Origin of the sequence: Marinobacter shengliensis, assembly GCF_003007715.1 — a bacterium.
GTDB lineage: Bacteria > Pseudomonadota > Gammaproteobacteria > Pseudomonadales > Oleiphilaceae > Marinobacter > Marinobacter shengliensis.
Genome location: NZ_PXNO01000023.1, coordinates 564,089 through 584,313 on the forward strand (window position 1 = coordinate 564,089; position 20,225 = coordinate 584,313).

Consider the following 20,225-nt stretch of genomic DNA (forward strand, 5'->3'; position numbering starts at 1 on the left):
CGGTACGGTGGCGCGATGAGCGCGCTCAGCCGTTGCCGTGCATCCGGTCTACGTTCTTTTCTTTGTGCTTGAGGATCTGGCGGTCCAGCTTGTCCACCAGCGAATCAATCGCGGCGTACATATCCTCACTCTCAGCCTTTGCGTGGATCTCGCCACCGATGACATGCAGGGTGGCTTCAGCCATCTGACGTACCTTCTCAACTTCCAGCGTCACCTGACAGTTACTGATGTGGTCAAAGTGACGCTCCAGCTTCTCGAACTTGGTGTTGACGTAATCCTTCAGTGCAGGGGTCAGTTCTACGTGATGGCCTGAAATGTTGAGTTGCATAGGCGTCTCCTGTTGTCATCATGCCGATGTTGCCACCGGGCTACGTGTCCGGTGCCTCATGCACCGGAAAAATGTTAAACCAGTCTCTTGCGCTCGTTTGAAGGAGGGATGTGCATGGCCTCCCGGTATTTGGCAACGGTGCGCCGGGCCACATTGATGCCCTGATCTCCAAGCATGGCTGCAATCTTGCTATCGCTCAACGGCTTTTTTGGAGTTTCTTCTGAAATCAGTTTCTTGATCATCGCACGAATAGCAGTGGAGGAACATTCTCCGCCCTCAGCGGTACTGACGTGGCTGGAGAAAAAGTACTTCAGCTCGAAAATGCCGCGGGGTGTGTGCATATACTTTTGAGTGGTGACCCGTGAAATGGTGGATTCGTGCATTTCCACGGCCTGTGCGATGTCCGAGAGGATCAGCGGTTTCATCGCTTCCTCCCCCTGGTCCAGGAAACCCTGTTGGTGCTCAACAATCCGGGTGGCGACTTTCAGCAGCGTTTCATTGCGGCTTTGCAGGCTTTTAATGAACCACTTGGCCTCCTGCAGTTGATCCCGCAGGTAGGTGTTATCAGCACTGCTATCGGCGCGACGGATCAGTGATGCGTAGCTGGCGTTGACCCGAATTCTCGGGGCGATCTCCGGATTGAGCTCAACACGCCACCGGCCCTCGTGTTTTCGGACGATGACGTCTGGTATCACGTAATCCGGCTCCGCTCGGTCTACCACGTCACCCGGGCGAGGGTTGAGGCTGGTAATCAGGGCCAGAACCTCGCGCAACTGATCTTCTTTGAGTCTGCTGCGGCGCAGCAGTTGCGCGTAATCCCGGTTGCCCAGCAAATGCAGGAACTGGGTAACCACCAGGCGGGCCTGTCGAAGCCAGGGGGTATCTGGCGGCAACTGGTTGAGCTGAATCAGCAGGCATTCCTGCAGGTCCCGGGCGAACACGCCCGGCGGGTCGAAGTGTTGTAGCCGGTGCAGGACCGCTTCTACCTCGTCCAGTTCAAGGGGGTCTTCTTCGGTTTCGTCCTGCAGGCCGGAATGGATTTCCTCAATCGGTGAGGTCAGGTAACCGCGCTCATCCACAGCGTCCATCAGGGCGTGAGCGATTGCCTGGTCACGCTCGCTCATGGGGGTCAGGTTGAGCTGCCATTCCAGGTGGTCCTGGAGGGTCTCGGCCGGTGAATTGCGGGTTTCGAAATCCGACTCGTTCTCGTCATCCCCTTTGCTGGCTGGCGCCGGTGCAGACTGGTAGATATCGTCCCAGGCGGTGTCTACGGGCAGGTCGTCGGGGATGTTATCCGGGATGTCGTTTTCGGAAGCCCAGTCCGGGCCATTTTCGTTTTCATCCCAGTCAGAGGCAGCCTCAGTGGCTGGTTCATCGTGGTCGGAATCCCGGTCTTTATGTTCGTCCCGGGTATCGTCATCCGTATCGGGGGTGTCAGACTGATCGTCATCCTCGGAGGTTTCCAGCATGGGGTTGGATTCCAGTGCTTGCTGGATTTCCTGCTGGAGGTCGAGGGTGGAAAGCTGAAGCAGGCGAATGGCCTGTTGCAGCTGGGGCGTCATGGTCAGACTCTGGCCCATCTTAAGCTGTAATGAGGCTTTCATAACCATGGCTCAAGATCCATAAATCAAGGGTGTCCCGGTAGTGACGTTGCCTGCTGTCAGGCAAAAAAATTGTTATACGCTGGTTACTTGCCGCTCACTGGTATCAGTATAAGCAAGTTCTTTGCCGAGTTTACTTGCTACAGATCATCAAAACAATCAGACCTCGGTCGTCGAGGGGTTTTCTTCCGCTCACAGGTGGAACTCATCACCCAGGTAGACTTCCTTGACCTGTTGGTTGGCCAGGATGGCTTCCGCATTGCCGGAGGCGATGATATGGCCGCCGGAGACAATGTAGGCGTTTTCACAAATATCGAGGGTTTCCCGCACGTTGTGATCGGTGATCAGCACGCCAATGCCCTTGTCCCGCAAATGCCGAATGATGTGCTTGATGTCACTGACTGAAATCGGGTCTACCCCGGCGAAGGGCTCATCCAGCAGAATAAATGCAGGTTCCATGGCCAGCGCTCTGGCGATTTCGACGCGCCGCCGTTCACCACCGGACAGCGCCATACCCAGGCTGTCCCGGATATGGGTGATGTGAAATTCCTCGAGCAGTTCCTCAAGTTTGGCTTCCCGCTCCGGCCGTTTCATGCCTTTTCGGGTTTCCAGAATGGCCATGATGTTGTCGCGCACGGTTAGTTTGCGGAATACCGAGGCTTCCTGGGGCAGGTAGCCGATGCCTTTGCGTGCCCGGCCATGCATGGGCAGGGGCGTGATGTCCTGGCTGTCAATGGTGATTCGGCCGCGGTCGGAGGGTACAAGCCCGACAATCATGTAAAAACAGGTAGTTTTCCCGGCGCCGTTGGGGCCGAGCAGGCCTACGATTTCTCCGGACCGGATTTCCAGAGACACATCCAGAACCACTTTTTTCTGTTTGTAGCTTTTTGCCAGGTTGCTGGCCCTGAGAACTGCCATCAGTAACCTATTCGTCTGTGGGGTTGCTGGAGCCGCGAGGCTGAATCACCATTTCCACCCGGCCAGAGCTTTCTTCCGAGGGCGTGCCGCCTTCTGCCGTGACCACCCTGCGCACGGTGTCGTATTGGATGACGTCGCCCCGGAACACATTGTTGCCTTGTTCAATCACTGCCTGGCGCTCGAACGTCAGCCGGTTTTCCGCCGCTGACCAGGTGATGGTCCGCGCCCGGGCGTCTGTCATGGCTTCACCTTCCCGTGCCGACTGGCGATATCGGGCGGGTTCGCCGCTCGCCTCAATCCGGCTGAGACCTTCGGGGCTTCGGTACAGCACCACCCGCTCTGCGTTCAGCTGGGTGGCCCCCTGGACCAGTTCAACGTCACCGGTGTAGATGGCGGTCCCTTCGGTATCGTCCAGGCGGGCGGAATCAGCGCTGACCTTGATGGGGGTGTCGGAATCCAGATCAAACGCGGTTGCCGGGCTGGCCAGCATCAGTGCGGCCAGCATGACCGGCAGTCGGTGTGTGCGCTTACCTGATGGTTTCATATTGCCCTTCCACCCGGGAGTTGAGTTCCAGTATGCGTTCGTTTACCCAGGCTTTCATGCCATTGGTCTGGGTAACGCCGAACGGTTCGGTAATGGTGACCGGTTGATCGGTGTATACCGTGCCCTGGCGGTTATCCAGGGTCAGTGATTCGGTTTTCAGAGTGGCTTCAGAGTCGCCGGTTTGCCGGAGTACGACAACGTTGCCCGTCAAGGTCACCTGATCATCGTCTTGCCGGAGGCTACCTTCATCCGCTTCGATTATCCATGGTGGGGTGGCCTGTTCGCTGAAAATCCTGGCTCTTGGGGCATTCATGGTGGCGTAGTTGGTGTCTTCAAACTGCTCAATTCGGGGGCTGGATATCGACATCTTCAGGTTGCCGTGTTCGTCCCAGGTTGTGTAGCGGCCCTCGATGATAAAACTGTCGGGTTCCGACGGGCCCCTGAGTTCTGCGGCATCGCCCCGCACACTGTCACCTTCCTCGTTCTGCCACATCAGGAAGACGGTGGCGAGAACCGTGGCTGCCAGCGCCAGGGTTCGAACCCAGGGTTTGCGAACGATGTCCGACAGGGCCCCCGGGATCATGACGGCTTGCCCAGATAGGGGGCCAGAGTAGCGTCCAGCCGGTTCTGCGCCCAGAGTATCAGGTCACATGCTTCACGCACGGCGCCGTGCCCCCCCGGGGCCTGGGTGCAATAGTCGGCTTGCTGACGCACCAGCCAGTAGCCGTTGGGTACACTGATGCCCAGGCCGGCGAATGTCAGGGCGGGCAGATCTGGCAGATCATCGCCCATATAGGCAATCTGGTCCGGAGCGATATCCATGCCTGCAACCAGTTCCTGTAACGCAACTTTTTTGTCTTCCCGGCCCTGCATCAGGTGCGGGATGCCGAGGTCGGTCATCCGTTTTTCTGTCAGTGGTGACCGGCGCCCGGTGATGACTGCCACGGTAATGCCGGCCTTCATCAACTGTTTCAGGCCCAGGCCATCCAGTATATTGAACGCTTTGAGTTCGTCGCCGGCAGCGCTGAAATACAACCGGCCATCGCTCATGATGCCGTCCACGTCCAGGGCGATGAGGCGAATCTTTGCGGCTTTTGCCTTAAGGGTGTCGTCCCAGCCGGTGTGCATGGGCGGTGCCAGGTCGCTCATTAAATGACCCCCGCACGCAGCAGGTCATGCATGTTGATGGCGCCAACCAGGTTGCCATCCTCATCGGTGACCGGCAGGGCATTGATCTTCATCTCTTCCATGATGTTCAGTGCCTCGGCCGCCAGGTGGTCAGCCTGAATGGTTTTGCCGTGTCGGGTCATGACGTCCCGGATCGGGGTGGTGTGAACGTCGACGGATTTGTCCAGGGTCCGGCGCAGGTCGCCATCGGTAAAGATGCCGGTCAGATGCCCCTGGGCGTCGACGATGGTGGTCATGCCCAGCCCTTTACGGCTGATCTCCAGCAGGGCGCCGCTGAGGGTGGTATTTTCAAGAACTTTGGGAATCTGGTCGCCGGTATGCATGATGTCAGAAACCCTCAGCAGCAAGCGCCGCCCCAGGCTGCCGCCCGGGTGAGAGAAGGCAAAGTCTTCCGCACTGAAACCGCGGGCTTCCAGCAGCGCCACGGCCAACGCATCGCCCATGACCAGAGTGGCGGTGGTGCTGGATGTAGGTGCCAGGCCAAGCGGGCAGGCCTCCAGGGTAACGCTGACATCCAGATTGGCGACCGCTTCCTGAGCCAGTACAGAGTTCGGGTTGCCGGTCATGCTGATCAGCGGTGCCCCCATGCGTTTGATCAGGGGCAGAATGGTCACCACTTCGCTGGTGCTGCCACTGTTGGAGATGGCAATGACTACATCTTGCGGGGTGATCATGCCCATGTCGCCGTGGCTGGCTTCACCTGGGTGAACAAAAAAGGAGGGTGTGCCGGTACTGGCCAATGTGGCTGCAATCTTGTTGCCGATATGGCCGGATTTACCCATGCCGGTTACCACTACCCGGCCTTTGCAGGCCATGATAACGTCGCAGGCTCTGGTGAAGTCGCCGTTGATACGGCCTTCCAGGGCTTCGATCGCTTCCCGCTCGATGCGGATGGCTCGCACTGCGGAGGATCGGTAGTCGGGGGTGTCTGGAGCGTGTGAATCTGTCATCTCGGCGGATAGTCTGCTCGGTCGGTCTGGTTTGCCCGGCCAAACGTCGGTGATCGGGCGACTGAGTCGTGAGTATATCATTGTTAAGACACATGGCAGCCAACGTTCAGGGAAACTGATCATTGCCATCAAGACATTTTACGTAGCTTTAACCGGCTTTTCATTGAGCTGAAGCGGCGCTTGTCATAATGTAGGCGCTCTTTGATCAGGATGGATTATGGCGTCATCTGCATACATAAGCCTTAACGACGTGGTGTTTTCCCGCTCCGGCCGGCGCATATTTGATGGTGTCTCGCTGGATATTCCTAAGGGGCGGATCACCGCGATCATGGGCCCCAGTGGCACCGGGAAGACCACGCTGCTGCGACTGATTGGTGGCCAGTTACGTCCCGACTCCGGTCAGGTGGTGGTGGCGGGTCGTGAGGTGCCAAAGCTCAAGCGCAAGGAACTGTATTTGCTCCGGGAAAAGATGGGCATGTTGTTCCAGAGCGGCGCCCTGTTCACCGATCTCAGCGTGTACGAGAACGTTGCCTTCCCTTTACGGGTTCATACCCGCCTGCCGGAAGACATGATACGGGATATCGTGCTGATGAAGCTCGAGGCGGTGGGCCTGCGTGGCGCCCGCAAATTGATGCCCTCTGAGCTGTCCGGCGGGATGACTCGTCGGGTGGCGCTGGCCCGCAGTATCGCGCTGGACCCGGAGCTGATCATGTACGATGAGCCTTTCGCCGGGCAGGATCCCATTGCCATGGGGGTTCTCGTCAAATTGATTCGCGATCTGAACAGCTCCATGGGTCTGACCAGTGTGCTCGTTTCCCATGACGTGCCTGAATCCCTGAGTATCTGTCACTACGCGTGCATCATCGCGGATGGCAAGGTCATTGGTGAGGGAACCCCGGATGAACTCAGGGCGCACCCCTCCGAGCGGGTTCAGCAGTTCCTGAAAGGTCAGCCCGATGGGCCGGTGCCGTTTCATTATCCGAACAACGATGCGGCATCCGATTTCGGAATTCGTGGGGGTGGCGCATGATGGATCGCATTGCAGCCCTGGGGCGAACAGGGCTTGACGTTATAGCGTCGCTGGGGAGGGCCTGTCAGTTTCTGGCAGGCGTTGTTGGAGGCGTGCCGAAACCTTCCGTAGGTTTTCCGTTGCTGGTAAAGCAGTTGTATGCAGTCGGTGTGCTGTCGCTGGCCATTGTGGTGGTGTCGGGTTTGTTTATCGGCATGGTGCTTGGTCTTCAGGGATACACCATTCTCAGCGATTTTGGTTCAGAGGCGGCCATCGGCCAGATGATCGCATTGACCCTGGTGCGTGAACTGGCGCCGGTGGTGGCGGCACTGTTGTTTGCTGGTCGTGCTGGCTCTGCGTTAACCGCCGAAATCGGGTTGATGAAAGCCACCGAGCAGCTTTCCAGTATGGAAATGATGGGGGTCGACCCGTTGCGGCGGGTGATCGCCCCGAGGTTGTGGGCGGGTTTTATTTCACTACCCATTCTGGCCATGATATTCGCGGTGGTTGGCGTTTGGGGTGGCATGTTGGTGGGTGTTGAGTGGTTGGGTGTATACGAAGGTTCATATTGGGGCAATATGCAAGCCTCAGTGGACTTTGTGGATGACGTTCTCAACGGGCTGATCAAGAGTGTGGTGTTCGGTTTTGTCTGCGCCTGGATCGCGGTGTACCAGGGTTATGACTGTGTGCCCACCTCAGCAGGGATCAGCTCAGCCACCACCAAAACCGTGGTGTATTCATCTTTGGCGGTTCTCGGCCTGGATTTCGTGCTGACCGCTGTCATGTTTGGAAATTTCTAACAGGTATTCCGGGAGCCTCTCATGGCACAACGAACAACAGAAATTATCGTCGGTCTGTTTATTATCGCCGGTCTGGCTGCCTTGCTGTTCCTGGCGTTGCAGGTCAGTGGCTTGTCCCCCAAGGCTGCTGGCGCTACGTACAAGCTCCACGCAAACTTTAACGATATCGGCGGGCTGGCGCCCCGGGGCCGGATTTCCATGGCGGGCGTGACAGTAGGCACCATTGAGTCGATCACTCTGGACCGGGAAACCTTTCAGGCCAGGGTGACCATGTCCATTCACAAAGACGTCGACAATATCCCGGCGGACAGTGCAGCAGTAATACGTACATCCGGAATTCTGGGGGAGCAGTACATTGATATATCCATTGGTGGGGATCTTGAATCCTTGAAAGAAGGCGACACCTTCTATTCCACCCAATCTGCAATGAATCTGGAACGGATGATCAGCAATTTCGCCTCGGGCCGTTGAGGCAATGGGAATAAACGCACAGGAGACTGCAATGCTTGTTTTGAAACAACGCCTTATACTGATATTTGCCCTGTTTGCAGTAGGGCTTGGCCAGGCCTGGGCAGGGCCGGAAGAAGAGCTTAGGCAGTATGTGGATGACAATACCCAGAAGTTGGTAAAAAAGCTTCAGGCGGAGAAGGGGCTCTACGCATCTGACCCGGAAGCCTTTTACGCGAGCATGGATGAAACCCTTGACCAGTTTGTGGATTTCCGTCGCATTGCGGCTCGGGTAATGGGCCGCTACGCCCGGCAGTCGACGCCAGAGCAGCGCGATGACTTTGTCGAGAAGTTCAAGCGCAGCCTGTTTGACAGTTATGCCCAGGCGCTGGTGTCGGCCGATGATTTCACCATTCAGGTGAAAGAGGCGTCTATCATGGCCCAGAACAATGATCGGGCTACCGTGCAGATGGAGGTCATCACCTCCTCAGGAAATCGCTATCCGGTCACTTATTCCATGTACCGCAATGCCGACGGCCGCTGGATGATGGAAAACGTCATCGTTGAGGGTATCAATATCGGTCTGGCTTTCCGTGACCGCTTTGCACAGGAAATGGAGGCGAATCGGGGCCAGATTCAACTGGTTATCGATGGTTGGAGCGATGCGGTGGAGTCGCTGAACCTGGATGAGGAAATAGACCGGTCATGACCAGTGACGCGCCTGCAGCGATTCTGGATGGTGCCACTCTTCGGGTAACCGGATCGGTTGATGCCGATTCGGTGATTCCGTTGCGCAAACAGGGTGAACAGCTAATCAACGGCGCCCAGAGCTCGCTTACGGTCGACCTTGTCGGGCTGGGCACCGCCCACAGCGTGGTGCTCTCTATGCTCCTTTGCTGGCATCGGCTGGCGCTCAGTCGGCAAGTATCCCTTACCTTTGAAGGCGCCAGCGACCGCCTATTGTCGCTGGCTGCGCTCAGCAATCTTAAAGATCAGATTCCCGGATTTGCCTCACACAGCTGACCGGCGCCCGGGAATTGGTTACAATTCCGCCCCTGATTTCAATACAGCCGAGGAATCCCTATGGACGCCGCCCAGGTTACCGATCTAGTAAAACAAGCACTGCCCGATTGCGAGGTGCAGGTGCAGGTTGATGGCAACCATTACCTCGTGGTCGCGGTGGGTGAGGTATTCGAAGGCCTGCCAACCATCAAACGGCAGCAAATGATTAACAAGGTACTGTTCCAGCACATCATGGACGGCACCATTCACGCCCTTCACCCGAAGGCCTACACCCCGAGCGAGTGGGCCGAGCGGCAGGCCAACGCCTGAACCGAACAGGACAGATATTGTGGATAAACTTCTGATCAGGGGGCGCAAGCCTCTGGATGGCGAGATTCGCATCTCCGGTGCCAAGAACGCGGCGCTGCCGATTCTGGCAGCCACCCTGCTGGCGGATGAGCCGGTGACCGTTGGCAACCTGCCGCACCTGAACGACATCACAACGATGATCGAACTGCTTGGCCGGATGGGTGTCGAGCTGCTGATAGACGAGAAGATGAGTGTTGAGGTTCACGCCAACACCATCAAGCATTTTCATGCGCCCTATGAGCTGGTGAAAACCATGCGCGCCTCTATTCTGGTGCTGGGCCCGCTGGTGGCGCATTTTGGTGAGGCAGAAGTTTCCCTGCCTGGCGGTTGTGCCATCGGTACCCGCCCGGTCAACCTGCACATCCACGGCCTGGAACTGATGGGCGCGGATATCAAGGTTGAGAATGGTTACATCAAGGCCAAGACCAACGGCCGTCTGAAAGGTGCCCATATCTTTATGGATACGGTGACGGTAACCGGCACCGAAAACCTGCTGATGGCTGCAACCCTGGCTGAGGGTAAAACCATCCTTGAAAACGCCGCCCGTGAACCGGAAGTGGTTGACCTGGCCGAGTGCCTGATTGCCATGGGCGCTGACATCAAGGGCCATGGCACCGCCACGATCGAGATCAATGGCGTAGAGCGACTGCACGGTTGTCACTACAACGTGCTGCCGGATCGCATTGAAACCGGTACCTATCTGGTGGCTGCGGCCGCCACGGGTGGCCGGGTGAAGGTTAAAGATACCCGCGAAGACCTGCTTGAGGCGGTATTACTGAAGCTGGAAGAAGCTGGCGCCCACATCACCACCGGGCCGGACTGGATTGAGCTGGATATGAAGGGTAAGCGCCCGAAGGCGGTTAACCTGCGAACGGCGCCATACCCCGCCTTTCCGACGGATATGCAAGCCCAGTTTGCAGCGATGAACGCCGTCGCCGAGGGCACGGGGACCATTGTAGAGACGGTCTTTGAAAACCGCTTTATGCACCTGCAGGAGCTGATTCGCATGGGCGCGGATATCAGTCTGGAAGGTAACGCCGCCATCATTAAAGGTGTGGGGCATCTGACGGGCGCGCCGGTTATGGCCACGGATCTGCGAGCCTCGGCCAGCCTGGTTATCGCTGGCCTGGTGGCCGATGGCGACACCATCGTAGACCGCATTTACCACATAGACCGCGGCTATGAATGTATTGAAGAAAAACTGCAGCTGCTGGGCGCAAGTATTCGCCGTTTGCCGGCATAATGAACCAACGGGACCCGGAAAGACCCATGACAGATTCCATCACCATCGCCTTGTCGAAGGGACGAATTCTCGAAGAGACCCTGCCGTTGCTGGCGGAGGCCGGTATTGAACTGGTTGACGACGTGAAGAAGTCCCGCAAGCTGGTGTTCCCGACCACGGACCCGAACGTGCGGATTCTGATTATCCGTGCCACCGATGTGCCCACTTATGTGCAGTATGGCGGGGCCGATCTTGGAGTCACGGGCAAGGATGTGCTGATGGAGCACGGCGGGGAAGGCCTGTATGAGCCGCTGGACCTTAACATTTCCCGCTGCAAGCTGATGACCGCGGGCAAGAAGGGTGAGCAGCCGCCGGCCGGGCGAATCCGGGTGGCCACCAAGTTCGTAAATCTTGCGCGGCGTTATTATGCGGCACAGGGGCGGCAGGCGGATATTATCAAGCTCTATGGGGCAATGGAGCTGGCGCCGATTCTGGATCTGGCGGATGAGATTGTCGATATTGTGGATACGGGCAATACGCTGAAGGCCAATGGGCTGGAGCCTCGGGAGCTGATTGATCATATCAGTTCGCGGTTGGTGGTTAATCGGGCTTCTATGAAGATGAAGCATGGGCAGATTAATCCCATCATCGAGAAGATGGCGGTTGCTGTGGATCGCCGTCGCGGTTCGGAGTAAGGCTTCCTTCTGTTTGGGTGCATGTCAGCCCTCGGGTAGGCCCTTCCAAAAAACGCTCCTTCGGCACGTCCTTGTGACGCTTGGGCTCCGCCATCCATGGCTCCGCACATTTTTGGAAGGGCCTACCCGAGCGCTTCCGCGTGCTTCCGAGGTGGAGTCCCTAGCCAGTCCATTCCCGAACTGTTGGCGGGTAATCCGACGGAAATCAGTATTCAATCCAACGCAGGATTAAAGCGATGAACGACAGAATCACCAGACTGACGACAACCCAAAGCGACTTTGACGGTGCGCTGGCCAAGCTGTTGGCGTGGGATGACAGTGTTGACCATCAGGTGAATGAGTCGGTTCGGCATATCCTGCATGAGGTGAAAACCCGTGGCGATGCGGCGGTTATGGAGTTTACCGAGCAGTTTGACCGGTTGAAGGTCGGCTCCATGGCCGAGCTGGAGATGGACAAGAGCCGTCTTCAGGAAGCGTTGGAGCGGATTCCGCAGGACCAGCGGGTGGCCTTGGAGAAGGCGGCTGAGCGGGTTCGGGATTATCATGAGCGGCAGGATCAGAAGTCCTGGCAGTATGAAGACGAGGACGGGACGATTCTGGGGCAGAAGGTGACGCCGCTGGATCGGGCGGGGCTTTATGTGCCCGGCGGTAAGGCGGCGTATCCGTCTTCGGTGCTGATGAATGCCATTCCGGCGAAGGTGGCGGGTGTCGGTGAGTTGATCATGGTGGTGCCGACGCCGGATGGCGTGGTGAACGACATGGTGCTTGCGGCGGCCGCGATTGCCGGGGTTGATCGGGTGTTTACGCTTGGCGGTGCGCAAGCTGTGGCTGCGCTGGCCTACGGTACAGAGACTGTGCCGGCAGTGGACAAGATTGTGGGCCCAGGGAATATTTTTGTGGCTACAGCCAAGCGGGAAGTGTTCGGGGTTGTGGGCATTGATATGATTGCCGGCCCGTCGGAGATTTTGGTGATCTGCGACGGCAAGACAGATCCGGACTGGATCGCGATGGATTTGTTCTCCCAGGCCGAGCACGACGAGCAGGCCCAGAGTATTCTGATCAGCCCGGATGCGGCGTTCCTGGATGCGGTGGAAGCCAGTATCAACAAGCTGCTGCCGACCATGGAGCGGGAGGAGATTATCCGTACGTCCATGATTGGCCGTGGTGCGCTGATTCACGTGGCCGATTTGAAGGAAGCGGCGGAAGTCTCCAATCGGATTGCTCCGGAACACCTGGAACTGTCGGTGGAAGATCCGCAGGCGATGCTGGAAGACATTCGCCACGCCGGTGCTATTTTCATGGGCCGTTACACCGCTGAAGCCCTTGGTGACTACTGTGCCGGCCCGAACCACGTTCTGCCTACCAGCGGCACGGCAAGGTTCAGTTCGCCGCTGGGCGTTTACGATTTCCAGAAACGCTCTTCCCTGATCGGCTTCAGCCCAGAGGGTGCCGACCGGATGGGGCGCGTAGCCTCTGTTCTGGCGCGCGGTGAAGGACTGACTGCTCACGCCCGTTCAGCGGAGTACCGTATCAATGAGTAAGTTCTGGAGCGCGCTGGTCAGCGAATTGCAGCCGTATGTGCCGGGTGAACAGCCGAAAATGGCGAACCTGGTCAAGCTGAACACCAACGAAAACCCCTTCGGGCCCTCCCCGAAGGTGATTGCCGCCATTCAGTCTGAGCTGAATGACAACCTCCGCTTGTACCCGGACCCGGAAGGGCAGGCGCTGAAAGAAGCGATTGCAGCTTATCATTCGGATTACGGTATTTCCGCCAAGCAGGTGTTCGTGGGTAACGGTTCAGACGAGGTTCTGGCCCACATCTTCCAGGGCTTGCTCAAACACGACAAACCGATCCTGTTCCCGGATATCACCTACAGCTTCTACCCGGTGTACTGCGGCCTGTATCAGATCGAAAGCGATGTCATCCCATTGACTGAAAGCTTCGAAATCAACCCGGACGATTACAAGCGCCCGAACGGCGGCATCATATTCCCGAACCCGAATGCTCCGACTGGTCGTTATTTGGGGCTGGAGCATGTGGAAAAAATCCTGAAGGCGAATCCGGATAACGTAGTGGTGGTGGATGAAGCCTATGTAGACTTCGGTGGTGAGACGGCTATTTCACTGGTCAACCGATATCCGAACCTGTTGGTCAGCCAGACTCTGTCCAAGGCCCGGTCTCTTGCTGGTCTTCGGGTAGGCTTTGCCGTGGGTAATGAGGAGTTGATCGAAGCGTTGAATCGGGTAAAAGACAGCTTCAACTCATACCCGCTCGATCGCCTTGCTCTGGTTGGCGCGATCGCCGCATTTGAGGACCTAGAGTGGTTTGAGAAATGTTGTGGCGGTGTGATTGACGAGCGTGAACGCGTAACCTCTGAACTGGAGCGCCTTGGCTTTGAAGTTCTGCCCTCAAAAGCAAACTTCGTCTTCGCCCGTCACCCGAGTCACGAAGGTGCCGATATCGCCTCCAAGCTCAGAGAGCAAGGTATTATCGTTCGTCACTTCAACAAGCCGCGCATTGGCGACTTCCTGCGAATTACTATTGGCACCGCTGAACAAAACAATGCTTTGATCAAGGGGCTGGATTTCCTCTAGGCTTTCGCCGGGGCTGAACGAGGAATCGGCGCGCATAAAGTCTGGAGCGAGGGGCCGGAGGGGCTTTCCAAAAATGTGCGGAGCCATGGATGGCGGAGCCCAAGCCGCACATGGATGTCTCGAGGCGTTTTTTGGAAAGCCCCTCCGGCCCCTTGCTTTGCAATAAGGCCTGAAGCGCCGATACCGAAAACTCCGAATCATGGAGGTTCAATATTATGGCAACCCGTATAGACATCCTAAAGAAGATTGATGAATGGCTACAGCCGGAGAACTTTCAGGACTACGCCCCGAACGGCCTGCAAGTAGAGGGTAATGAGAACGTAGCGACCATCGTTTCCGGAGTGACAGCATCGCAGGCGTTGATCGACGAAGCGGTGAAACAAAACGCCGATATGATTTTGGTTCACCACGGCTACTTCTGGAAAGGTGAAGATCAGACCATCCGCGGCATGAAAAAGAACCGCATCAAGCAGCTGCTGGATAACGACATCAACCTGGTGGCGTACCACTTGCCGCTCGATGACCACCCTGAATACGGCAATAACCGCCAACTCGCCAATGTCCTGAATATTCAGAACCCCACGCCGATCGGCGGACTGGTTTGGCAGGGCGAGCTTTCTGAACCAATGACTCCGGAAACGTTTGGTCTCCACATCGCCAGAGCCCTTCACCGGCAGCCCCTTCATGTGGGGGACGGCCCAGAGAAAATCAAAACCGTAGCCTGGTGCACCGGCGCAGCTCAAGGTTTTATAAATGCCGCGTTGAACGCAGGGGTTGATGCTTACATCAGCGGAGAAATTTCCGAGCCAACCACTCACACTGCCAGAGAGTGTGGAATCCATTACTTTGCAGCGGGCCACCACGCCACAGAACGCTATGGTGTGCAGGCGTTGGGGGAGGCGCTAGCCAGGGAGTTTGGAGTGAAACACCAGTTTATTGACTGTGATAATCCGGTCTAGTTGTTCGGCGGCATCACCGGAGAATAGAGTCATCGTAAGCAGGGTAGAGGCTCGCTGAGGAATCTGGTGGTTGGGCTGGGGATGGCTTTCCAAAAATTTCGAAGGCCATGGATGGCCTGAGAGAAGCGCACATGGATGTGCTCGTAGCGGTTTTTGGAAAGCCATCCCCAGCCCAACCAGGCCCCATTACTGATGGCTTGTGCCGGGCTTGGAAATCTCGGTAATCAAGCAGACCGCTTGGTACCATCCGCATTCAGACCATAATCCTCGGCCAGTGTGCCTTTGTCCTCAGGATCAGCCTTCGGCGCATAATCCCGTGGCGGCTCTGAGTTTTCATCGCTGCCGTGCTCCAGCCGACCCGAGCCATCCTGTCCCAGCTCTTCCAGCCAGTCTTCATCATTGCAAAGCCGGTTCGCGCCACGGGCCATATGCTGATTTACATCGCGATAGGCATCATTAAACCGGCGCAGCAAATGGGCAGACTCCATGAAATGCTCATTCACCTGTGCCTGATAGCGAGTAAACTCACTGCGCAATTCTTCAATTTGCTGCTCTGCCCGGCGCTGCCGGAGCGTTGCTCCCTGGCCTGAACGGCCCACCAGAATCCCGATGACAATGCCAACCACCAACGCGGCTACCGCCGCCAGAATCAGGTTTGTCATATAAAAACGTCCTTTCGTTGCATGCGAGTGAGCTAATCCTCATTCAAAGAGTATAACTCCCCTGACTGATTGAGCCCATGGCCAAGCACTGAGCGAATCGTCGTATTGCCCTGGTGTCCCGTCTGGCTATGGAATTAGCCAGGCGGGACACTAGCACGCCGCCTGGCGTGGCGAAAAAGTGCGAAATAAGCGACAATACCGCGCCGAAAATCCAACACCATTACAATCCCGGGAAACCCTGATGACAGCAGCCATGTCTTCTGAAACCGTCGCGAACCTGAGCCCTTGGGAGCGTTACCAAAAGGATCTTGAACGCCCGGACTTTCACAAAGACCCGGCCCAGGAAGATGCCGTCCGTCGCCTTCAGGCACTGTACGACAAACTGGTGGATGCCGAAAGTGAACGCCACAAAGGTCTGGCAAAACTGCGCCGTAAACTGAAGAAAGGCAAGGAAGATCCGGTCAAGGGGCTCTATTTCTGGGGCGGTGTGGGCCGTGGAAAGACCTATCTGATGGACACTTTCTACGAGGCGTTGCCGTTTGACCGCAAGATGCGGGTGCATTTTCATCGCTTCATGCAGCGGGTTCACAACGAGCTTAAGCAGCTGAAGGGGGAGAAAAATCCACTGGACAGGGTGGCCAAAAAGTTTGCCGATGAAACCCGTGTTATCTGCTTCGATGAGTTCTTCGTCTCCGATATCGGCGATGCAATGATTCTCGCCACGCTGATGGATGGACTGTTTGGCCGCGGTGTTACCCTGGTATGCACATCGAATATCGTGCCAGACGGCCTCTACAAGGATGGCTTGCAACGGGCCCGTTTCCTCCCCGCTATAGAGCTGGTGAAGAAACATACCGAAGTGGTGAACGTCGACGGCGGCGTGGATTACCGGTTGAGAACCCTTGAACAGGCTGAGCTTTACCATTCCCCGCTGGACGATCAGGCCGATGTCAGCCTGCGCACCAGCTTTGATGCCCTTGCCGTCGAGGCGGGCAAGCACAGCAAAACCATGGAAATCAACGGACGCAAAATTCCGGCCGAGGCCCACGCAGATGACGTGGTGTGGTTCGATTTTAAATCCGTGTGTGACGGCCCGCGGAGCCAGAACGACTACATCGAAATGGCGCGTCAGTTCCACGCCATCATCATCAGCAATGTGCCACAGCTGGGTAAAAACAATGACGACCAGGCGCGTCGATTTATCAATATGATTGACGAGTTCTACGACCGTAACGTCAAAGTCATCATCTCGGCAGCCGCTCCGATCACCGAGCTCTACACCGGCGGCCGCCTGAGCTTCGAATTCGAGCGCACCGAATCCCGCCTGCTTGAAATGCAGTCCCGGGAATACCTGGAAGCACCCCATAAGCCCTAGGGTCTGTCCCAAAGGGTCTGTCCCCGAACGGGGACTGACCCATTTTGGACTCCAGCTCCAAAAATCAGTGCGGTTACAGGGTCTGTCCCCGAACGGGGACTGACCCACTTTAGAACCCAACTCCAAAAATCAGTGCGGTTACAGGGTCTGTCCCCGCAGGGGACTGACCCACTTTAGAACCCAACTCCATAAAAGAGGGCCAGTCCCCACCCGGGGACAGACCCGTTACCAAGAGAGGTCACAAATGAGCCAAGACAACGTAGTTATCGTAAGCGGCGTACGCACTCCCATGGGCGGATTTATGGGCAGTCTCGCCCCGGTCTCAGCCCCTGAACTGGGCGCCATCTCCATCGCCGAAGCGGTCAAGCGCGCTGGCCTGCAGCCTGCGGATATCCAGGAAGTCATCATGGGTAACGTGCTGCCTGCCGGTCTCAAACAGGGCCCGGCCCGCCAGGCCATGCGTAAGGCTGGCTTGCCCGACAGCACCGGTGCCACCACCATCAACAAGCTTTGTGGCTCCGGCATGAAAGCGGCCATGCTGGCCCATGACCTGATCAAGGCAGGCACCAACGACATCATGGTCGCCGGGGGCATGGAAAGCATGTCCAATGCACCCTACGTGCTGCTTGGCGCCCGCCAGGGCTACCGTATGGGGCCCGGGCAGGCTCCGCAGGATCATATGTTCCTGGACGGTCTGGAAGATGCGGAAACCGGTCGCCTGATGGGTTCCTTTGCTCAGGAAATGGCAGACAAGAAAGGCTACAGCCGGGAAGACATGGATGAGTACGCCATCCAGTCCCTGACCCGCGCCAAGAAAGCGATTGAGGAAGGCTTGCTGAAAGACGAGATCATTCCGGTTACCGTCAAAACCCGTAAAGGTGAGGTGGTTGTCGAAGATGACGAGCAGCCACACGCTGCCAACATTGAGAAAATTCCGACCCTGCGCCCGGCATTTGCGAAAGACGGTACCGTGACCGCAGCAAATGCTTCTTCTATCTCCGACGGCTCCTCCGCTCTGGTTCTGATGCGTGAGTCCGAAGCTGAAAAACGCGGTCTGAAGCCGATGGCCCGTATCGTGGCCCACAGCACCCAGTCCCAGCACCCGAGCGAGTTCACCTGCGCCCCGGTGGGAGCCATTGAAAAGCTGTTTGAGAAAACCGGCTGGACCAAAGACGAGGTTGACCTGTTCGAAATCAACGAGGCCTTCGCCATGGTTGCCATGATGCCGATTAAAGAGCTCGGCCTGGACCCGGCCAAGGTGAATGTGCATGGTGGCGCCTGCGCCCAGGGCCATCCGGTCGGCTCCACCGGCTCCCGTCTGCTGGTCACGCTGATGCATTCATTGAAGCACTACGGCAAGAAAAAAGGCGTTGCCGCACTGTGTATTGGAGGGGGGGAAGCCACCGCCATGGCCATCGAAGTTCTGTAACACAGTCAAAGTGGTTGCACTCCCGAATCTTGTCTATAGTGAGGGAGTGCGAAAACATGGCTAAACGGAGAGTGACAGCAAAATCATACTTTTGACTGATCAAAGCCCCCAAAGGCCTTAGCTATAGTGCAAGCATCAGGGCACTGTATGCACAGCCGCCAAGACACCAAAATCAGAACAACCGAGCAGCGACTCAGAACAACAACGGAGTAGCCTTCCAATGACAAGAAAAACTCAACCGTGGCAGCGTTGGACCAAGTTACCGCTTGCCGTCGCCATAGCCGCCGGCGTGTCCGCCCCGGCCTCTGCTATCTCCTTTTATGTGGGAGATGTTGAAGCGCAGTTCAATACCACGTTGTCAGCTGGTGTGGGTTGGAGAACTCAGAGCCAGGATAAACGTCTGATTGCTCAGGGTAACCTGGGCCCCGAGTACACGCCGGGTCAGCCGCTTGCCAATATCGGTGCGTCCACCAACAACTACGACGACGGTAACCTGAACTTTGACAAAGGCGATACCTACTCAAAGATTGTTAAGGGTAACAGTGAACTGTTCCTCGATTACGCTGTAGACAGCAATGTGCTGACTCGTGTGGGTGGTCTGGTACGTGGCCGTTACTGGTATGACTTCGAATTGAAAGACGAAGGTCGGGCGACTGACGATGTCGGGCAGCAGCGTGAGCTTAACGACCGCGCCAAGGCCAACGCATCAGGTGGAGAAATTCTGGATGCTTACATTTTTACTGATTGGTACTTCGGCAATATGCCTGTCAGTGCCCGTTATGGTAAGCAAGTGGTTAGCTGGGGTGAAAGTACGTTTATCCAGGGTGGTATCAATACCATTAACCCGATTGACGTTCCTGCCTTCCGCGCCCCGGGCGCCGAGCTGAAAGATGCTCTGTTGCCGGTGGAAATGTTCTATGTGTCTGCGGGTCTTACTGATTCTATCACTGTAGAAGCCTTCGTTCAGGCTGACTGGGATCCGGTTCGCCCGGATGACTGTGGCACATTCTTCTCAACCAACGACTTTGCCGCTGACGGTTGCGGCCCGATATTGTTGGCTGGCCAACTGCCTGACTCCCAGGCGTTAGCGCAGGGCTTTGTTGCACCGCGTCTGCCCGATAAAGAAGCAGATTCCAAAGACCAGTTTGGTGTGGCGCTGCGTTGGTACGTACCAGCACTGAACGACTCTGAGTTTGGTTTCTACTACATCAAGTACAACAGCCGTTTGCCATACGTGAGCGGCCTCGTGAACAACCCGTCGTCTCCGAGTGCCACCCAGCAGAACGATCCGAATCTGCCGAACTCCAACTTCCCGAGCTACTTCATTGAATACCCGGAGAACATCAATCTCTACGGCATCAGTGTTAACACTACCACCCCGGGTGGTTGGTCATTGGGTGCAGAGTACAGCTTCCGGGACAATGTGCCGCTGCAGTGGAATGCGTTTGAGCTGATCTTTGGTGGTCTTCAGCAGCGTGGGCCGAATGGCGAAGTGCTGAGTGGCCTGGAGCGTCAGCGTCTCGAAGAATCCAATAATGCCAACCTGGCCGGTAAGCCAGCAGAAGGTTATGACCGATTCAAGGTGTCTCAGGCTCAGTTCACTCTGATCAAGTTCTTCGATCAGGTGATGGGCGCAAGCCGCATGTCTCTGATCACCGAGTTTGGTGCAACCTATGTGCACGACCTTCCCGACACATCAGAGGCTCGATACGGTCGTTCTGGTACCTTTGGTATTGGCGCTCTCCCGCTGGATTCCGGTGCGGACTTTTGTGCGCTTGGCGCAAACCTCAACACCAACTACTGTAACAACGAAGGGTTCACCACGTCCTTCTCCTGGGGCTACCGTTCCCGCCTGGTGTGGGACTACCCCAACGTTTTTGCAGGCATCAACCTGTCTCCCCAGCTGGCGTGGAGTCATGACGTGAAAGGTTATGCACCGCAGCCCGGTGGAGCCTTTAACGAGGGCAACAAATCCATCGGCCTGTCTCTGGAAGCGGTTTACCAGAACAAAATCACCGGCAACATTGGTTACACAAACTTTTTCGGTGGCAAGCCGTATAACGAGTTGACCGACCGTGATTTCGTGAGTGCTAGCGTCTCTTACTCATTCTGAACCGGACCGAATTCGTTTA

Annotated in this window: 22 protein-coding genes; 14 read left to right on the plus strand and 8 right to left on the minus strand. The window is 56.7% G+C overall.

Going from position 1 to position 20,225, the window contains the following annotated elements; genetic code table 11:
* Nucleotides 1-25 precede the first annotated feature (25 nt).
* From hpf to C7H10_RS11900, 7 genes are all read right to left on the minus strand, one after another.
* Entirely contained in the window at nt 26-328 is a 303-nt protein-coding gene (gene hpf, locus C7H10_RS11870) for a ribosome hibernation promoting factor (RefSeq protein ID WP_058092021.1), read from the minus strand.
* A gap of 74 nt (nt 329-402) precedes the next feature.
* Complete coding sequence (locus tag C7H10_RS11875) at nt 403-1,938, minus strand: RNA polymerase factor sigma-54 (RefSeq protein WP_244178267.1); 1,536 nt, start codon at nt 1,936-1,938, stop codon at nt 403-405.
* Nucleotides 1,939-2,121: 183 nt separating this feature from the next.
* Nucleotides 2,122-2,847: an LPS export ABC transporter ATP-binding protein gene (lptB, locus tag C7H10_RS11880; protein ID WP_058092020.1), complete on the minus strand. Its 726-nt coding sequence runs from the start codon at nt 2,845-2,847 to the stop codon at nt 2,122-2,124.
* 7 nt (nt 2,848-2,854) lie between these two features.
* Entirely contained in the window at nt 2,855-3,391 is a 537-nt protein-coding gene (gene lptA / locus C7H10_RS11885) for a lipopolysaccharide transport periplasmic protein LptA (protein ID WP_106695017.1), read from the minus strand.
* A complete protein-coding gene (gene lptC / locus C7H10_RS11890; protein WP_106695018.1) occupies nt 3,375-3,974 on the minus strand; it encodes an LPS export ABC transporter periplasmic protein LptC in 600 nt (199 codons plus the stop codon). Before lptC ends, lptA begins: the two co-directional genes overlap by 17 nt.
* Entirely contained in the window at nt 3,971-4,540 is a 570-nt protein-coding gene (locus C7H10_RS11895; protein ID WP_106695019.1) for a KdsC family phosphatase, read from the minus strand. Before C7H10_RS11895 ends, lptC begins: the two co-directional genes overlap by 4 nt.
* Entirely contained in the window at nt 4,540-5,529 is a 990-nt protein-coding gene (locus C7H10_RS11900) for a KpsF/GutQ family sugar-phosphate isomerase (RefSeq protein ID WP_106695020.1), read from the minus strand. Before C7H10_RS11900 ends, C7H10_RS11895 begins: the two co-directional genes overlap by 1 nt.
* Nucleotides 5,530-5,746: 217 nt before the next feature.
* Between C7H10_RS11900 and C7H10_RS11905 the strand changes: the two genes are divergently transcribed.
* From C7H10_RS11905 to C7H10_RS11955, 11 genes are all read left to right on the plus strand, one after another.
* Nucleotides 5,747-6,559, plus strand: a complete 813-nt coding sequence (locus C7H10_RS11905) for an ABC transporter ATP-binding protein (RefSeq protein WP_106695021.1) — start codon at nt 5,747-5,749, stop codon at nt 6,557-6,559.
* Nucleotides 6,556-7,338, plus strand: coding sequence for a lipid asymmetry maintenance ABC transporter permease subunit MlaE (gene mlaE / locus C7H10_RS11910; protein WP_058092015.1), 783 nt, complete (start codon nt 6,556-6,558; stop codon nt 7,336-7,338). Before C7H10_RS11905 ends, mlaE begins: the two co-directional genes overlap by 4 nt.
* Before the next feature lie 21 nt (nt 7,339-7,359).
* Nucleotides 7,360-7,809: an outer membrane lipid asymmetry maintenance protein MlaD gene (mlaD, locus tag C7H10_RS11915; RefSeq protein ID WP_061331525.1), complete on the plus strand. Its 450-nt coding sequence runs from the start codon at nt 7,360-7,362 to the stop codon at nt 7,807-7,809.
* A 31-nt stretch (nt 7,810-7,840) separates the two neighbouring features.
* Nucleotides 7,841-8,494, plus strand: coding sequence for an MlaC/ttg2D family ABC transporter substrate-binding protein (locus C7H10_RS11920; RefSeq protein ID WP_106695022.1), 654 nt, complete (start codon nt 7,841-7,843; stop codon nt 8,492-8,494).
* On the plus strand, nt 8,491-8,808 hold the full coding sequence (locus tag C7H10_RS11925) for an STAS domain-containing protein (RefSeq protein WP_106695023.1): 318 nt from the start codon (nt 8,491-8,493) through the stop codon (nt 8,806-8,808). Before C7H10_RS11920 ends, C7H10_RS11925 begins: the two co-directional genes overlap by 4 nt.
* Nucleotides 8,809-8,868: 60 nt before the next feature.
* Nucleotides 8,869-9,117 carry a BolA family protein gene (locus C7H10_RS11930; protein WP_061331522.1) on the plus strand — a complete coding sequence of 83 codons (249 nt, stop codon included), beginning with the start codon at nt 8,869-8,871 and terminating at the stop codon, nt 9,115-9,117.
* Nucleotides 9,118-9,136: 19 nt separating this feature from the next.
* Complete coding sequence (gene murA, locus C7H10_RS11935; RefSeq protein WP_106695024.1) at nt 9,137-10,399, plus strand: UDP-N-acetylglucosamine 1-carboxyvinyltransferase; 1,263 nt, start codon at nt 9,137-9,139, stop codon at nt 10,397-10,399.
* A gap of 26 nt (nt 10,400-10,425) precedes the next feature.
* Nucleotides 10,426-11,073 (plus strand): ATP phosphoribosyltransferase, encoded by a 648-nt coding sequence (gene hisG / locus C7H10_RS11940; RefSeq protein WP_106695025.1) that lies wholly within the window; start codon nt 10,426-10,428, stop codon nt 11,071-11,073.
* A gap of 236 nt (nt 11,074-11,309) precedes the next feature.
* A complete protein-coding gene (gene hisD / locus C7H10_RS11945; protein WP_106695026.1) occupies nt 11,310-12,614 on the plus strand; it encodes a histidinol dehydrogenase in 1,305 nt (434 codons plus the stop codon).
* Complete coding sequence (gene hisC, locus C7H10_RS11950) at nt 12,607-13,668, plus strand: histidinol-phosphate transaminase (protein WP_106695027.1); 1,062 nt, start codon at nt 12,607-12,609, stop codon at nt 13,666-13,668. Before hisD ends, hisC begins: the two co-directional genes overlap by 8 nt.
* A 215-nt stretch (nt 13,669-13,883) precedes the next feature.
* The gene (locus C7H10_RS11955) at nt 13,884-14,627 is read left to right on the plus strand and encodes a Nif3-like dinuclear metal center hexameric protein (RefSeq protein ID WP_106695028.1); all 744 of its coding nucleotides are present in this window, start codon (nt 13,884-13,886) and stop codon (nt 14,625-14,627) included.
* A 224-nt stretch (nt 14,628-14,851) separates the two neighbouring features.
* Here the strand turns inward: C7H10_RS11955 and C7H10_RS11960 are convergent, their stop codons facing one another.
* Complete coding sequence (locus C7H10_RS11960) at nt 14,852-15,289, minus strand: Z-ring associated ZapG family protein (protein ID WP_058092005.1); 438 nt, start codon at nt 15,287-15,289, stop codon at nt 14,852-14,854.
* A gap of 277 nt (nt 15,290-15,566) precedes the next feature.
* Here C7H10_RS11960 and zapE point away from each other — a divergent pair, with 277 nt between their 5' ends.
* From zapE to C7H10_RS11975, 3 genes are all read left to right on the plus strand, one after another.
* Nucleotides 15,567-16,664 carry a cell division protein ZapE gene (gene zapE / locus C7H10_RS11965; RefSeq protein ID WP_208622834.1) on the plus strand — a complete coding sequence of 366 codons (1,098 nt, stop codon included), beginning with the start codon at nt 15,567-15,569 and terminating at the stop codon, nt 16,662-16,664.
* A 244-nt stretch (nt 16,665-16,908) separates the two neighbouring features.
* Nucleotides 16,909-18,093: a thiolase family protein gene (locus tag C7H10_RS11970; protein WP_106695030.1), complete on the plus strand. Its 1,185-nt coding sequence runs from the start codon at nt 16,909-16,911 to the stop codon at nt 18,091-18,093.
* 220 nt (nt 18,094-18,313) lie between these two features.
* A complete protein-coding gene (locus tag C7H10_RS11975; protein WP_106695031.1) occupies nt 18,314-20,206 on the plus strand; it encodes a DUF1302 domain-containing protein in 1,893 nt (630 codons plus the stop codon).
* Nucleotides 20,207-20,225: the final 19 nt, after the last annotated feature.

Excerpts from the sequence above, each read along its gene's own strand:
- C7H10_RS11925 (WP_106695023.1), top strand. The coding sequence starts at position 8,491 with ATGACCAGTGACGCGCCTGCAGCGATTCTGGATGGTGCCACTCTTCGG.
- C7H10_RS11975 (WP_106695031.1), top strand. The coding sequence starts at position 18,314 with ATGACAAGAAAAACTCAACCGTGGCAGCGTTGGACCAAGTTACCGCTT.
- lptA (WP_106695017.1), bottom strand. The coding sequence starts at position 3,391 with ATGAAACCATCAGGTAAGCGCACACACCGACTGCCGGTCATGCTGGCC.
- C7H10_RS11900 (WP_106695020.1), bottom strand. The coding sequence starts at position 5,529 with ATGACAGATTCACACGCTCCAGACACCCCCGACTACCGATCCTCCGCA.
- C7H10_RS11920 (WP_106695022.1), top strand. The coding sequence starts at position 7,841 with ATGCTTGTTTTGAAACAACGCCTTATACTGATATTTGCCCTGTTTGCA.
- mlaD (WP_061331525.1), top strand. The coding sequence starts at position 7,360 with ATGGCACAACGAACAACAGAAATTATCGTCGGTCTGTTTATTATCGCC.
- C7H10_RS11905 (WP_106695021.1), top strand. The coding sequence starts at position 5,747 with ATGGCGTCATCTGCATACATAAGCCTTAACGACGTGGTGTTTTCCCGC.
- mlaE (WP_058092015.1), top strand. The coding sequence starts at position 6,556 with ATGATGGATCGCATTGCAGCCCTGGGGCGAACAGGGCTTGACGTTATA.
- lptB (WP_058092020.1), bottom strand. The coding sequence starts at position 2,847 with ATGGCAGTTCTCAGGGCCAGCAACCTGGCAAAAAGCTACAAACAGAAA.
- hisC (WP_106695027.1), top strand. The coding sequence starts at position 12,607 with ATGAGTAAGTTCTGGAGCGCGCTGGTCAGCGAATTGCAGCCGTATGTG.
- C7H10_RS11875 (WP_244178267.1), bottom strand. The coding sequence starts at position 1,938 with ATGGTTATGAAAGCCTCATTACAGCTTAAGATGGGCCAGAGTCTGACC.
- hisG (WP_106695025.1), top strand. The coding sequence starts at position 10,426 with ATGACAGATTCCATCACCATCGCCTTGTCGAAGGGACGAATTCTCGAA.
- lptC (WP_106695018.1), bottom strand. The coding sequence starts at position 3,974 with ATGATCCCGGGGGCCCTGTCGGACATCGTTCGCAAACCCTGGGTTCGA.
- C7H10_RS11895 (WP_106695019.1), bottom strand. The coding sequence starts at position 4,540 with ATGAGCGACCTGGCACCGCCCATGCACACCGGCTGGGACGACACCCTT.
- C7H10_RS11970 (WP_106695030.1), top strand. The coding sequence starts at position 16,909 with ATGAGCCAAGACAACGTAGTTATCGTAAGCGGCGTACGCACTCCCATG.
- C7H10_RS11930 (WP_061331522.1), top strand. The coding sequence starts at position 8,869 with ATGGACGCCGCCCAGGTTACCGATCTAGTAAAACAAGCACTGCCCGAT.
- C7H10_RS11955 (WP_106695028.1), top strand. The coding sequence starts at position 13,884 with ATGGCAACCCGTATAGACATCCTAAAGAAGATTGATGAATGGCTACAG.
- hpf (WP_058092021.1), bottom strand. The coding sequence starts at position 328 with ATGCAACTCAACATTTCAGGCCATCACGTAGAACTGACCCCTGCACTG.
- C7H10_RS11960 (WP_058092005.1), bottom strand. The coding sequence starts at position 15,289 with ATGACAAACCTGATTCTGGCGGCGGTAGCCGCGTTGGTGGTTGGCATT.
- hisD (WP_106695026.1), top strand. The coding sequence starts at position 11,310 with ATGAACGACAGAATCACCAGACTGACGACAACCCAAAGCGACTTTGAC.